The 13,109-nt window shown below is 68.4% G+C and carries 11 protein-coding genes; 2 read left to right on the top strand and 9 right to left on the bottom strand.

The features are described 5' to 3' along the window. Positions 1-21: 21 nt before the first annotated feature. From EL288_RS13010 to EL288_RS12975, 8 genes are all read right to left on the bottom strand, one after another. The gene (locus tag EL288_RS13010; protein WP_010926703.1) at positions 22-1,323 is read right to left on the bottom strand and encodes a TRAP transporter large permease; all 1,302 of its coding nucleotides are present in this window, start codon (positions 1,321-1,323) and stop codon (positions 22-24) included. Continuing rightward, positions 1,316-1,816 (bottom strand): TRAP transporter small permease, encoded by a 501-nt coding sequence (locus tag EL288_RS13005; RefSeq protein WP_003811089.1) that lies wholly within the window; start codon positions 1,814-1,816, stop codon positions 1,316-1,318. The genes EL288_RS13010 and EL288_RS13005 overlap by 8 nt, the downstream gene beginning before the upstream one ends. A 6-nt stretch (positions 1,817-1,822) precedes the next feature. Next, positions 1,823-2,797, bottom strand: coding sequence for a TRAP transporter substrate-binding protein (locus EL288_RS13000; protein WP_010930616.1), 975 nt, complete (start codon positions 2,795-2,797; stop codon positions 1,823-1,825). Positions 2,798-3,060: 263 nt separating this feature from the next. Continuing rightward, positions 3,061-4,359 (bottom strand): TRAP transporter large permease, encoded by a 1,299-nt coding sequence (locus tag EL288_RS12995; RefSeq protein WP_003811093.1) that lies wholly within the window; start codon positions 4,357-4,359, stop codon positions 3,061-3,063. Next, positions 4,352-4,843 carry a TRAP transporter small permease gene (locus EL288_RS12990; RefSeq protein ID WP_003811094.1) on the bottom strand — a complete coding sequence of 164 codons (492 nt, stop codon included), beginning with the start codon at positions 4,841-4,843 and terminating at the stop codon, positions 4,352-4,354. The genes EL288_RS12995 and EL288_RS12990 overlap by 8 nt, the downstream gene beginning before the upstream one ends. A 13-nt stretch (positions 4,844-4,856) precedes the next feature. Continuing rightward, entirely contained in the window at positions 4,857-5,822 is a 966-nt protein-coding gene (locus tag EL288_RS12985; RefSeq protein WP_003811098.1) for a TRAP transporter substrate-binding protein, read from the bottom strand. Between the two features lie 20 nt (positions 5,823-5,842). Continuing rightward, positions 5,843-6,547, bottom strand: coding sequence for a DUF4286 family protein (locus tag EL288_RS12980; RefSeq protein ID WP_003811100.1), 705 nt, complete (start codon positions 6,545-6,547; stop codon positions 5,843-5,845). A 164-nt stretch (positions 6,548-6,711) separates the two neighbouring features. Beyond that, positions 6,712-7,644, bottom strand: a complete 933-nt coding sequence (locus tag EL288_RS12975; protein ID WP_003811101.1) for a LysR family transcriptional regulator — start codon at positions 7,642-7,644, stop codon at positions 6,712-6,714. Between the two features lie 143 nt (positions 7,645-7,787). On the opposite strand from EL288_RS12975, the gene EL288_RS12970 reads away from it, so the two are divergent. Continuing rightward, entirely contained in the window at positions 7,788-8,300 is a 513-nt protein-coding gene (locus EL288_RS12970; protein WP_003811104.1) for a winged helix DNA-binding protein, read from the top strand. A 78-nt stretch (positions 8,301-8,378) separates the two neighbouring features. Continuing rightward, the gene (locus EL288_RS12965; RefSeq protein WP_126621962.1) at positions 8,379-12,002 is read left to right on the top strand and encodes a hydantoinase B/oxoprolinase family protein; all 3,624 of its coding nucleotides are present in this window, start codon (positions 8,379-8,381) and stop codon (positions 12,000-12,002) included. Positions 12,003-12,015: 13 nt separating this feature from the next. Here EL288_RS12965 and EL288_RS12960 read toward each other — a convergent pair whose 3' ends face one another. Next, positions 12,016-13,047, bottom strand: a complete 1,032-nt coding sequence (locus EL288_RS12960) for a C45 family autoproteolytic acyltransferase/hydolase (RefSeq protein ID WP_033468011.1) — start codon at positions 13,045-13,047, stop codon at positions 12,016-12,018. Positions 13,048-13,109 lie beyond the last annotated feature (62 nt).

The following is a 13,109-nucleotide window of genomic DNA, read 5'->3' as shown; positions in this document are numbered from 1 at the left end:
GGCGAGAACGCGGCCGCGACGCTACAGCGTCATGTGCTGCGGCAGCCAGGTGGCGATGCCGGGCAGGTAGTACAGCAGCAGCACGGCCACGATCATCAGGAAGAACATCGGCAGCGAGGCGCGGGCGATGTAGGGCAGCTCGCGTCCGCTCATGCCGGCGAGCACGAACAGGTTGAAGCCGACAGGCGGGGTGATCTGCGCCATCTCGACCACGAACACGATGAAGATGCCGAACCAGATCAGGTCGATGCCGGCGGCCTGCACGGTGGGCAGCAGCACGCCCATGGTCAGGACGACGATGGAGATGCCGTCCAGGAAGCAGCCCAGCACGACGAAGAACACCATCAAGGCCATGATCAGGCCGAACTGGGACAGGCCCAGCCCGCCGATCCACTCGGCCAGCGCGCGGGGCAGGCCGATGTAGCCCATGGCCAGGGTGAGGAACTGGGCGCCGGCCAGGATGAGGGCGATCATGCAGTACAGGCGCGTGGCGCCCAGCAGCGAGGTCATGAAGCTGGCGCGTGTGAGCGAGCCCTGCAGGGCCGACAGGATCAGCGCGCCGACCACGCCCACGGCCGCCGCCTCGGTGGCGGTGGCGATGCCGGTGTAGATGGAGCCGAGCACCGCGCCGATGAGCAGCAGCACCGGGATCAGGTGGCGGGACTGCTTCAGCTTCTGCATGAGCGAGATGCCCGGGTCGGCGGCAGGCACGGCGCCGGGGTGCCGGATGGCCCACCAGGCGATATAGCCCATGAACAGCAGCGCCAGCAGGAGACCGGGGAAAATGCCGGCGATGAACAGCTTGGCGATGGAGACGTCGGCCGCCACGCCGTAGACGATCATGATGATGGACGGTGGAATCAGCAGGCCCAGGGTGCCGGCGCCGGACAGCGTGCCGAGGATCTTGTCCTCCGGATAGCCGCGCCGCGTCAGTTCGGGGATGGTCATCTTGCCCACCGTGGCGCAGGTGGCGGCCGACGAGCCGGAAACCGCGGCGAAGATGGCGCAGCCGATGACGTTGGTGTGCAGCAGCCGGCCGGGCAGCCGGTTCAGCCACGGCGCGAGGCCCTTGAACAGGTCCTCGGACAGGCGGGTGCGGAACAGGATCTCGCCCATCCACAGGAAGAGCGGCAGGGCGGTCAGCGTCCAGCTCGACGAGGCGCCCCAGATCGTGACGGCCATGGCGTCGCCGGCCGGCCGGCTGGAGAGGACTTCCATGCCGATCCAGGCCGTGCCGGCCAGGGTGAGGCCAACCCAGACTCCGCAACCCAGCAGCGCGAAGATCGAGACGACCAGCAGGGTGACGATCAGGATTTCATTCATGGATTTGCTGCGATTTTGCGAAGCCCTGCCCACGGACGCGCCGCACGAGTTCATCGAGCAGGGCGATGAAGAACAGGATGGTGCCGGCGGCCATGGTCAGCTGGGGAATCCATAGCGGCGTGGCGTCGTTGGCGGTGGAGATGTCGTTGAACAGCCAGGAATCGTGGGCCAGCTTTACGCTGAACCAGGCGAAGGCCGCAGCCAGGATGGCGCCGACGCAAAGCGCGAAGATGTCGAGCCGGCGATGGCCGGGCGCCGAGAGCGCGTTGAGCAGCAGGGTGACGCGGATGTGTTCGCCATGCTTGAAGGTGCTGGCCAGGGCCAGGAAGCCGGCGGCTGCCATGAAATACCCGGCATAAGCGTCGGTGCCGGGTATGTTCAGGCCCACTTGGCGGGCGATGATGGCCGCCAGCACGGAAACCAGCACGCCGATGGTGCACAGGCCGGCCAGCAGGCCGGCCGCGCCGTACAAGCGATCCAGGAAACGGCGCATCGTGCTTTATTGCTTCCGATAGGCGTCGATCATGGCCTGTCCGTCGGCGCCGGCTTTCTTGAGCCAGTCGTCGAGCATGCGCTTGCCGACCTCGGTCAGGCCGCTCTTGAGTTCGGCGGTGGGCGCGATGATGGCCATGCCGTTCTTGGCCAGTTGCTCCTTGTACCAGCTGTTCTTCTCCTGCGACAGTTTCCAGCCGCGCTCTTCGGCCTGCGCGCCGGCCTTCTTGAGGGCTTGCTGGGTGGCGGGGTCGAGCGCGTCGAAGGCCTTCTTGTTGACCAGCACCGCGTTCTTGGGCAGCCAGGCCTCGGTGTCGTAGAACTTCTTGATGTACTCGTAGGTCTTGGTGTCGAAACCGGTCGAGCCGGACGACATGTACGAGTCGATCACGCCGGTGGCCATCGCCTGCGCCAATTCGGCCTGCTGCACCGTTACCGGTTGCGCGCCGACCAGTTCGGCGATCTTGGCCGTCACCGGGCTGTAGGCGCGCCACTTGAGGCCCTTCATGTCGGACACTTGCTTGATGTCGCGGTTGGCGAAAATGCCCTGGGGCGGCCAGGCGACCGAGTAGAGCAGCATCATGCCCTGCGAGGCCAGTTTCTTCTCGAGGAAGGGTTTCTGGGCCTGGTACAGCTTGAACGAGGCATCGTAGCCGGTGGCCAGGAACGGCAGGCCATCCAGTTCGTAGACCGGGTCTTCGTTGGCGAAGTTGGTGAGAAGGATTTCGCCGATCTGGGCCTGGTTGCCCTGGACCGCGCGCTTGATTTCGGGCGCCTTGTAGAGCGACGCATTGTTGTGCAGCGTGATTTTCAGCTTGCCGCCCGACAGGCTGTCGACGTCCTTGACGAACTGGGTCAGGTTCTCGACATGCAGGTTGCTGGCGGGATAGGCGGTCGGCAGATCCCATTTGGTCTGGGCTTGCGCGCCCGCGCCGAAGGCGAGAACAATGGTGCCGGCCAGCAAGGAGAGCTTCTTGTACATGGAGACGTCCTTCGTAATGGAATTTTCGAATTGCGGCATACCGCGGAGCACACCGCAAGGCATGGGCAACCACGGGCGGGCGATGGCAGCCGCGCCCTTGAAACGCTGCAATTCTAAGTCCCCGTGCGCGCCGCTACACGGTCCCGCGCGGGCTTTAGGGGTAATTCCTAGGTAAGTCGGCCCATCGGCCGAATTGTTTTAGGCTTGAATCGTCGTGGCGGCCCGGCGGCGCCTTGCCCTGGGGCAGGCGCCGCCGTTCGCGGCTACCGCATCGCCAGCGGCAGCGCGGTCACGATCGCCGGAAATATCGTGATGATCGCCGTGGCCAGCACCAGCAGCAGGAAGAACGGAAAGGCCATGCGCACCAGCTCGAACAGGTTGCGTCCGGTAATGCCCTGGATCACGAACAGGTTGAAGCCCACCGGCGGGGTGATCTGCGCCATCTCGACCACCAGGATCAGGTAGATGCCGAACCAGATCGGGTCGATGTCCGCCGCCTGGATGGCCGGCATGAGCACGGCGGTGGTCAGCACGACGATGGATATGCCATCGAGGAAGGCGCCCATCAGGATGAAGAAGACGGTCAGCACCGCGATCAGTCCATACTGGCTCAGGCCCAGCGACGAGATCCACTCGGCCAGGTTGGCCGGCAGGCCGGTGAAGCTCATCGCGCTGGTGAGATAGGCCGCGCCCAGCAGGATGAACGAGATCATGCACGAAGTGCGGGTCGCGCCCATCAGGCTGTCGATGAACGATCTGCGGTTGAGCGACTTGCCCCAGGCGGCGATCGCCAGGGCGCCGATGACGCCGATCGTGGCCGCCTCGGTGGCGGTCGCGATGCCGGCGTAGATCGAACCGATGACCCCGGCGATCAACGCCACCACCGGCAGCAGCAGGCGCAGGCGGGCCAGCATGGTGAGCCAGGGCACCGCGGGCTCGCGCGGCGGTACCCGCGCGGGATTGCGCAGCGACCATACGCCGATGTAGCCGGAGAACAGCGCCATCAGCAGCAGGCCGGGCAGGATGCCGGCGATGAACAGCTTGATGAGCGAGACCTGGGCCGCCACGCCGTAGACGATCATGACGATGGACGGGGGGATCAGCAGGCCCAGCGTGCCGGCGCCGGCCAGCGATCCGATGGCCAGGCCGTCGTCATAGCCGCGAGCCTTGAGCTCCGGCAGCGAGATGCGGCCGATGGTCGCGGCGGTGGCGGCGGACGAGCCGCTGACCGCGGCGAAAATCCCGCAGCCCAGCACGTTGACATGCACCAGGCGGCCCGGCAGGCGGCGCACCCAGGGGCCCAGTCCGCTGAACATGTCCTCGGCCAGGCGGGTGCGGTAGAGGATTTCACCCATCCAGATGAACAGCGGCAGCGCGGTCAGGGCCCAGTTGGCCGAGGCGTCCCAGCTCTTGGTGGCGAAGATGATGCCGGCCGGCGCGTCGGTGAACAGCAGCAAGGCCACCAGGCCGCTGGCCACCAGCGCCAGCGATACCCATACGCCGGCGGCCAGCAACAGCAGGAGGCTGGCGATGAGCACCAGGCTTTGCGCGAGCTCACCCATGAGCGGTCTCCTCGGGTTGCCGGCCGCGCGCCACCATGGCCAGGCGCCGCGCCAGCATCAGTGTCAGCAGGGCCAGGCCGATGGGCATGCAGATCTGCGGAATCCACAGCGGCACGCGCAGCATGCCCTGGGCCACCTCGTCGTAGGCGAACGATTCGTGGACGAAGCCGGCCGCCTGCCACGCGGCCCAGGCAGACAGCGCCAGGCCCAGGGCCGTGGCCGCCAGTTCGTAGGGACGGTGAGCGGTCTTGGGCAGGAACTGCAGCAACAGGGTCACGCGGATATGGTCGCCGCGCAGCATGGCGTAGGGCAGGGCCAGGAACACCGAGGCCGCCATCGACCAGGCGGCGAAGTCGTCGGCCGCGGGGATCTGCATGCCGAGCAGGCGGCTGGCGATCTGCGCGGCGACGATGGCGCCGATCAGCGCCAGGAACAGCGCGGCCACGGCGCCGCTGGCGACGGCGATGCGATCGAGTATGGGCATGGCGTCGTCCGGCTCACTTGCGGTAGGCATCGAGCAGCTGCTGGCCGTCGGCGCCGGCTTTCTTGCTCCAGTCCGAGACCATGGTGGCGCCGATGGCCTGCAACTCCTTGGCCAGCTGCGCAGGCAACGGCTCGACGCTCATGCCGTTGCGCGCCAGGGTGTCGGTGAGTTCGCGAGTCTTGGCGCGCGCGGTCTGCCAGCCCCGGATTTCGGCCTTGGCGCCGGCATCCAGCACCGCCTGCCGCACTTCGGCGGGCAGGCGCTGGAAGGCCCGTTTGTTGGCGATGACGAAGCTCTGGGGGATGAACGCCTGGGCATCGTAGTAGTACTTGACGTAGTCCCAGGCCTGGCTGTCCACGCCGGTGGCGGGCGAGGTGAGCATGGCGTCGATCACGCCGGTCGAAAAGGCCTGCGGGACCTCGGGCGTCTGCACGGTGGTGGGCACCGCGCCCATCAGGGCGGCCATGTGGCTGGTCGATGCGCTGTAGGCGCGGAAACGCGTGCCCTTCAGGTCGGCCAGCGCGGCGACCGGCTTCTTGGTGTAGATGCCCTGCGGGGGCCAGGGCGACCCGTACACCAGCACGATGCCTTGCTTGTCCAGGCGCTGGGTCAGCAGGGGGCGCGTGGCTTTCCACAGTTTTTCCGACTCGTCGAACGAGGAGGCCAGGAACGGGACGCTGTCGATTTCGAACAAGGGGTCTTCGTTGCCCAGCGCCGAGACCAGCACCTCGCCGATCTGCACCACGCCCTGCTGCACGCCGCGCTTGACTTCGGGACGCTTGAGCAGGGTGCTGTTGGACTGCACCTTGATCTCCAGCGCGCCGGCGGTGGCGGCCTTGACCTCGTCGGCGAACTGGCGTGCGTTCTGGGTCAGGTAGTTGGCGTCGGGCTGCTCCGCCGTCATGGTCCAGCTGGTGGCGGCCTGCGCGCCGGCCGAGAAGGCGAGGGCGGCGGCAAGTACGGCGAAGGTCGTTTTCATGTCGGTCTCCTGGGGCAGGTTCAAGGGGCGGCGCGCAGATCGTCGGCGCGCAGGTCCCACAGCAAGTGGAAGGTCTGGATGCCGTCGGTGGGCAGTTCCAGCTGTTCGGCCAGCGAGCGGGCGGCGGCGGCGGCGGCCGGCTCGGTGGTCGCGTCGATGATCAGGACGGGGTCGAGCACGCGTGCGGCGGGGTCTTCGGAAGGCAGCGGGGTGGACAGCTGCGGATCGGGGGTCAGCACGCGCAGCGCCAGGACGCCTTCGATCTCCTGTGCGCTGGCGGCCAGCGCGGCGGCGCGGGCGGCGAGTTCGACGCTGCCCAGGCGCAGCAGGCCCAGCGCCGCGCCGGTGCCGACGCCTGCCAGCGGCGAAACCACCATGACGCGCCGATTGGTGTCGCGCATGCGCGCGAAATTGGCCAGCGACCACGGCGTCTGGCGTTCGAACGCCTGCCGGTACGCGGCGCTGCCGAATACATGCAGGTTCTCGGTGCGGTACAACGCCAGGTAGCGCCGCCGGCCGTGCTGCGAGCGATAGCGGCGGGCCCAGCGAAAGCCCGCGATGCCGGCGCGCTCGGCCATGTGTTCGCGGTCGTACCACTGGTTGAAGTCTTCTTCGTGCGCGGGGTCGATGTCCGTCCAGATGAACAGTTCGCCCATGGCGTCGCGGTCGTGCCGGATAGGTGCTGCCACGTGTTTCTCCATCGCGCGGCCTGGATGGGCCGTCATGGAGGCTGATTCTCGGCACCGGCGCCGGCAGCGGCAAACGGTTTATTCCGGTGCGGCGGGTTAAGAAAAAGTTATCGCGCGCGCGGCCCGCGCGGCGCCGCCGCCGGCGTGGCGGCAAGCCTGGGCGCGCTGGGGGAAAACCCCGAAGGCGGCGCGCTCCGGCGTCACAGCGCCAGCACGCCGCTGTCGAGCGGCGGCAGCGCGTCGTCGTTGTGCTGCGCGTACAGGCGCATCTCGTCCAGGGCCAGCCGTACCACCGCCTCGGCCAGGCCGGCCACGCGGTCCGGCCGCCAGCTGGCCACCAGCCGCAGATGCGGCAGGTCGGGCGTGCAGCACACTTGCCGGTAGCGTCCGGCCGCCAGGCCGGGACGCACCGCCGCCAGCGGCAGCGTGGCCGCGCCCAGGCCTGCCTCGATGAATTGCGTGCACGCGGCGATGGACGAAACGAAATGGATGCGCCCGGCCTGCACGCCCGCCGCGTCCAGCACGTCGAGCAGCTGCAGGTGCGGCTGGGAATGGCGCGGAAAGGTGACCAGGGGATGGGTGGCCAGTTCGGCGACGCTGGCCTGCGCGGGAATTCCCGCCGCGGGGCTGCAGATCCAGCCCATTTTCAGCATGCCCATGTCGCGGTTGCGCACATCGTCGCCCACGATGGGGTCGGTCTGCAGGGCGACGTCGATGCTGCCGTGCTTGAGCAGGTCTTGCAGCCGCCGGGTCGATTCGGCGGTCAGCTCGATCTCCAGCTCCGGGTGCGTTTGCGACAGGCGGCGGATGAATGGCGTGAACCAGGTATGGACGATGGATTCGACCACGCCCAGGCGCACGCGGCCGCGCAAGGTTCCGCTGCCGCGCAGGGCCTGGCGCATGGCGTGGTCGGTATCGAGCATGCGCTGGGCGTAGTCGAGCAGCGTGCGCCCGGCCGGCGTCAGCCGCGTGTCGCGGCTGCCCCGCTCGAACAGCAGTTCGCCCAGGTCGTTCTCGAGCGCGGCAATGCGCCCCGAGATGGCGGCCTGGGTCAGGTGCAGCTTGCCCGCGGCGGCCTTGAAGCTGCGCAGCTGGGCGACCCAGATAAAGGTTTCGAGAAAGCGGATATTCATGGCGTTCCCCGTGCGCGAGTCGCGGCGGCCGGGTTGCGCGGGTAATCCCCAGTGCGCCGGCCGGGCGTTGCTGTGTGTTTTTTGTTGATGAAATATAGATAAATTATTAGTATTTCGTCTACAAGAACTTTCGGCCACCCGTCATGAGCAGCACGCCCCTGATCGCTTCTTCCGCCCATCTGGCCAGCGGCCGCGCGCCCGATCTGTCCGAGGTCGAGTTCGGCCTGATGATCGCCAGCCATGCCTTCAACCGCTGGACGGTGCGCTGCATGGCGGCGGCCGGCCTGCCGGACCTGACCGCCAACGACGTCATGGTGATGCACCACGTGTACCACCGCCAGCGTCCCAAGAAACTGGCCGACATCTGCTTCACGCTGAACGTCGAGGATACGCACATCGTCAGCTATTCGCTCAAGAAGCTGGAGCGCCACGACGTGGTGCGCGGCGATCGCAGCGGCAAGGAGGTGTTCTACAGCGTTACGCCGAAAGGAGCCGACATCATCAAGCGCTATGCCGAGGTGCGCGAGCAATGCCTGCTCGATGGGCTGGAGGCGGGCGCAGCCGGCGGGCTGGAGTTCACGCGCCAGCTGGCGCATACCCTGCGCTCGCTGTCGGGGCTGTACGACCAGGCCGCGCGGGCGGCCACCTCGCTGTAAATCCATCATGCATCGGCGCGCGCCCGCCGGGCGGGGCGCGGCCTTTCCCCCTGTTACGCCTGCTAATCCGAGGACGCTATGAAGTGGCAATTCTGGGTTGACCGTGGAGGCACGTTCACCGATATCGTGGCGCGCCGGCCAGACGGCGCCACCGTGACCGCCAAGATGCTGTCGGAGAATCCCGAGCAGTACCGCGACGCGGCGGTGGCCGGCATCCGCAAGCTGCTGGGCATCGCGCCGGGCCAGCCGGTGCCGGCCGACCAGGTCGAGTGCGTCAAGATGGGCACCACGGTGGCGACCAATGCCTTGCTCGAACGCAAGGGCGAGCGCACCCTGCTGGTGACCACGCGGGGATTCCGCGACGCGCTGCGCATTGCCTACCAGAGCCGGCCGCGCCTGTTCGACCGCAACGTGCAGCTGCCCGAGATGCTGTACGAGGCGGTGGTCGAGGCCGACGAACGGCTCGATGCCGACGGCACGGTGGTGCGCGCGCTGGCGGAGGACGGCCTGCGCGCCGACCTGCGGCGCGTGTTCGACGATGGCATCCGCGCCGTCGCCATCGTGTTCATGCACGCCTGGAAGGAGGGCGTGCATGAGCGGCGCGCCGCCGCCATCGCGCGCGAGATCGGCTTCACGCAGGTGTCGACCTCGCACGAGGCCAGTCCGCTGATCAAGTTTGTCTCGCGCGGCGACACCACGGTGGTCGATGCCTATCTGTCGCCCATTCTCATGCGCTATGTCGAGCAGGTGGGCAGCGAGTTGCCTGGCGTGCGCCTGATGTTCATGCAATCCAGCGGCGGCCTGACCGACGCGCACCGTTTCCGCGGCAAGGACGCCATCCTGTCCGGTCCGGCCGGCGGTATCGTCGGCATGGTCCGCACCAGCGAGCTGGCGGGCTTTGACCGCGTGATCGGCTTCGACATGGGCGGCACGTCCACCGACGTGTCGCACTACGCCGGCGAGTTCGAGCGCGAGTTCGAGACGCTGGTGGCCGGCGTGCGCATGCGCGCGCCGATGATGAGCATCCATACCGTGGCGGCCGGCGGGGGATCCATCCTGCATTTCGATGGCGCCCGGCTGCGCGTCGGCCCCGATTCGGCCGGCGCCAATCCGGGGCCCGCGTGCTACCGGCGCGGCGGCCCGTTGGCGGTGACCGACTGCAACGTTCTGCTGGGCAAGATCCAGCCCGACTTCTTCCCCAGCGTGTTCGGCCCCGATGCCGACCAGCCGCTGGATGTGGCGGCGGTGCGCGCGCGCTTCGCGGCCATGGCCGAGGAGGTGCGGACGGCCACGGGGCGCGAGATGAGCGCCGAGCAGCTGGCCGAAGGTTTCCTGGAGATCGCCGTGGGCAACATGGCCGAGGCGATCAAGCGCATCTCGGTGCAGCGCGGCCACGACGTGACCGAGTATGCGTTGACCACTTTCGGCGGCGCTGGCGGCCAGCATGCCTGCCTGGTGGCCGACGCGCTGGGCATGACGACGGTGTTCGCCCACCCGCTGGGCGGCGTGCTGTCAGCCTATGGCATGGGGCTGGCCGACCAGACGGAAATGCGCCAGAAGACGGTGGAGCAGGTGCTCGACGCCGCGCTGATGGCGCAACTGGAGGCCGGCCTGGACGAGCTCGCCGGACAGGCCAGCGCGGAGCTGCTGCGCCAGCACGTGCCGGCCGACAAGGTGGCGGTGCAGCGGCGCCTGCACCTGAAGTACCGCGGCACCGATACCGCGCTGGAGGTCGCGTTCGGCCCGCTGGAGCAGGTGCGCGCCGCGTTCGAGGCGGGCTACCGCCAGCGCTACTCGTTCCTGATGCCCGGCCGCGAACTGGTGGTCGAGACCATTTCGGTCGAGGCCACGGGCGGCGGCGAGGCCGCCACCGAGGCACCGGTGACGCGCACGCGTGCCGCGCCGCTGGCGGCGCGCCGCACGATACGCATGTTCAGCGCCGGACAATGGCGCGAGACGCCCCTGTACGTGCGCGAAGATCTGGCGCCCGGCGACATGATGGCCGGACCGGCCATCATCTCCGAGCCGAACCAGACGACGGTGATCGAGCCGGGCTGGCAGGCCGAGGTCACGCCGCGCGACCACCTGGTGCTTCGGCGCGTGCAGGCGCGCGCGCAGCGCCGCGCCATCGGCACGCAGGCCGACCCGGTCATGCTCGAGGTCTTCAACAATCTGTTCATGTCGATCGCCGAGCAGATGGGATACCGGCTGCAGAACACCGCCTACTCGGTCAACATCAAGGAACGCCTGGACTTCTCGTGCGCCATCTTCGACGCCGCGGGCAACCTGATCGCCAACGCGCCGCACATGCCGGTGCACCTGGGCTCGATGGGCGAATCGATCAAGACGGTGATGCGCGCCAATGCGTCGCGCATGCGGCCGGGCGACGCCTATGTGGTCAACGATCCGTACCACGGCGGCACGCACCTGCCCGATGTGACCGTCATCACGCCGGTGTTCGACCGCGCCGGCCGGGACATCCTGTTCTTTGTCGGCTCGCGCGGGCACCATGCCGACATAGGCGGAACGACGCCGGGCTCGATGCCGCCGGACTCCCGGACGGTGGAAGACGAAGGCGTGCTGTTCACCAATTTCCAGCTGGTGGGCAACGGCGAGTTCCGCGACCGCGAGGCGCGCGAGATCCTGGCCTCGGGGCGCTGGCCGGCGCGCAATCCGGACCAGAACATCGCCGACCTGCATGCGCAGATCGCCGCCAACGAGAAGGGCGTGCAGGAGCTGCTGCGCATGTGCGACCACTTCGGCCTGGACGTGGTGCGGGCCTACATGGGGCACGTGCAGGACAACGCCGAGGAGGCGGTGCGGCGCGTGATTTCGGTGCTGAAGGACGGGCGCTATACCTATCGGCTGGACAACGGCGCGGTCATCGAGGTGGCCGTGCGCGTCGACCGCCAGGCGCGCAGCGCGGTCGTCGATTTCACCGGCACCTCGGGCCAGCTGGAGAACAACTTCAATGCGCCGGGCGCGATCGCGGTGGCGGCGGTGCTGTACGTGTTCCGGACCCTGGTCGATGACGAGATCCCGCTGAACGCAGGCTGCCTCAAGCCGCTGGAGATCATCATCCCGGAGGGGTCGATGCTGCGCCCGAACCCGCCCGCGTCGGTGGTGGCGGGCAACGTCGAGACCTCGATGTGCATCGTCAATGCGCTGTATGGCGCGCTGGGCGTGCTGGCGGCCAGCCAGGGCACCATGAACAATTTCACGTTCGGCAATGCGCGCTACCAGTACTACGAGACCATCTCGGGCGGCACGGGCGCCGGGCCGCTACGCATCGACGCGGCGGGCCCCGCGGATGCCGGTTTTGCCGGCACGTCGGTGGTGCAGGCGCACATGACCAATTCGCGCCTGACCGATCCCGAAGTGCTGGAGCTGCGCTTTCCGGTGCGGCTGGAGTCGTACGAGATCCGCCATGGGTCGGGCGGAGCCGGCCGCTATCGCGGCGGCGACGGGGGCGTGCGCCGAGTGCGCTTCCTGGAGCCCATGACGGCCGCCATCCTGTCGAACAACCGCCGCCATGCGCCGTTCGGCCTGGCGGGCGGCGGGGCAGGGGCGATGGGACGCAACTACGTGGAGCGCGCCGACGGCCGCGTCGAGCCCCTGGGTCCGCAGGACAGCGCAGAACTGGCCGCCGGCGACGTGTTCGTCGTCGAGACGCCCGGCGGAGGAGGCTACGGCCCGGCCTGAGCGGGCGCCGGCCTCACGCGGCCGGGCACACCGTCACGCGCAAGGCGGGCTGGTCGCGCCGGTCATGCACCTGCAGGGTCAGCCCGCCATCGCGCATTTCGAACAAGGCGGTGGCCAGCGTGTTTTCCTCGTCAGGGTCGTCGGCGCCGCAGCGCAGGATGGGCAGCTCGCCTTCGCGATCCAGCAGCGTGGCCACCAGGCGCGCGCCATCGACGGGCGGCTGCCAGTGGTCCATCAGGTTCTCGATGTGGCGCTGGCGGCTGCGCGACGAATCGGTCACGATCTGGCCGATGGCCTCGCTGCCAGGATGCACCAGGTGGTTGGCGTGCCCGTTGCCGCGCGCGACCTCGCCGATCGAGCAGGCCGCCGGGGAGGCCTCGACGCTGTAGAGGCGCGGCTCGCCGGCCGCGCCCAGCGTGTGGTGAAAACCGCCGGCGCGCGGATGATCGCGCAGCACCGCCAGCGCGTCGTCCAGCGTGGCGCAGTCGAGCACCGCGCGCGCCAGCAGCATGCGCGGCACCCCGGCGTGCCGCTGGCGGATGCGCACATTGTTGATCGTCTGCACCAGCCCGGCGCGGTTGGCGCCAAAGGTGTGGCCGGGCAGCGAGCCGGGATAGTAGAAGCTGATGTAGCCGGGGGCGTCGTCGGTCCGCACGTCCACCATGTGGCAGCGGCCGTACAGGAACGGATCGCCGTCTTCGTTGTGCGCGATCCAGCGCGCGTCTTCGTCGCCGCGCCATGCGATCGACGTGCAGCCGTCCGAGGTCTTGTGCAGCAGGTCGCCGCGGCAGTTCCACAGCAGTATGTCCACCAGCGGCATGCGCAGGCCTTCGGCCAGCCCTTCGAGCTCGTCCCAGATTTCCGGCAAGGCCTGGCTGGCTTCGTGCGCCAGGGCCTCCAGGTAGGCGTGGCCGCGCCAGGGACGCAACGCAGCCCAGACGGTGCTCTGCTCCAGGTAGGTGGCCATGAGCGGGCGCGCCAGCTTGCCCAGGGCCTGGCCGGTCTGGCGCCGCGTACCGGTGATGCTGACGGGTTTGAAAGCCATGGCAGGCTCCTGTCGTGGGTCGCTTCTGGTTTGATTGTAATGACCCGCGGGGGGATGGCGGC

The sequence above is a fragment of the Bordetella bronchiseptica genome, from assembly GCF_900636925.1.
Lineage (GTDB): Bacteria > Pseudomonadota > Gammaproteobacteria > Burkholderiales > Burkholderiaceae_B > Bordetella > Bordetella pertussis.
The sequence above is the reverse complement of the archived record's forward strand: the minus strand, read 5'-3'. Positions and strand labels throughout refer to the sequence as shown.

Excerpts from the sequence above, each read along its gene's own strand:
- EL288_RS13010 (WP_010926703.1), bottom strand. The coding sequence starts at position 1,323 with ATGAATGAAATCCTGATCGTCACCCTGCTGGTCGTCTCGATCTTCGCG.
- EL288_RS13005 (WP_003811089.1), bottom strand. The coding sequence starts at position 1,816 with ATGCGCCGTTTCCTGGATCGCTTGTACGGCGCGGCCGGCCTGCTGGCC.
- EL288_RS13000 (WP_010930616.1), bottom strand. The coding sequence starts at position 2,797 with ATGTACAAGAAGCTCTCCTTGCTGGCCGGCACCATTGTTCTCGCCTTC.
- EL288_RS12995 (WP_003811093.1), bottom strand. The coding sequence starts at position 4,359 with ATGGGTGAGCTCGCGCAAAGCCTGGTGCTCATCGCCAGCCTCCTGCTG.
- EL288_RS12990 (WP_003811094.1), bottom strand. The coding sequence starts at position 4,843 with ATGCCCATACTCGATCGCATCGCCGTCGCCAGCGGCGCCGTGGCCGCG.
- EL288_RS12985 (WP_003811098.1), bottom strand. The coding sequence starts at position 5,822 with ATGAAAACGACCTTCGCCGTACTTGCCGCCGCCCTCGCCTTCTCGGCC.
- EL288_RS12980 (WP_003811100.1), bottom strand. The coding sequence starts at position 6,547 with ATGACGGCCCATCCAGGCCGCGCGATGGAGAAACACGTGGCAGCACCT.
- EL288_RS12975 (WP_003811101.1), bottom strand. The coding sequence starts at position 7,644 with ATGAATATCCGCTTTCTCGAAACCTTTATCTGGGTCGCCCAGCTGCGC.
- EL288_RS12970 (WP_003811104.1), top strand. The coding sequence starts at position 7,788 with ATGAGCAGCACGCCCCTGATCGCTTCTTCCGCCCATCTGGCCAGCGGC.
- EL288_RS12965 (WP_126621962.1), top strand. The coding sequence starts at position 8,379 with ATGAAGTGGCAATTCTGGGTTGACCGTGGAGGCACGTTCACCGATATC.
- EL288_RS12960 (WP_033468011.1), bottom strand. The coding sequence starts at position 13,047 with ATGGCTTTCAAACCCGTCAGCATCACCGGTACGCGGCGCCAGACCGGC.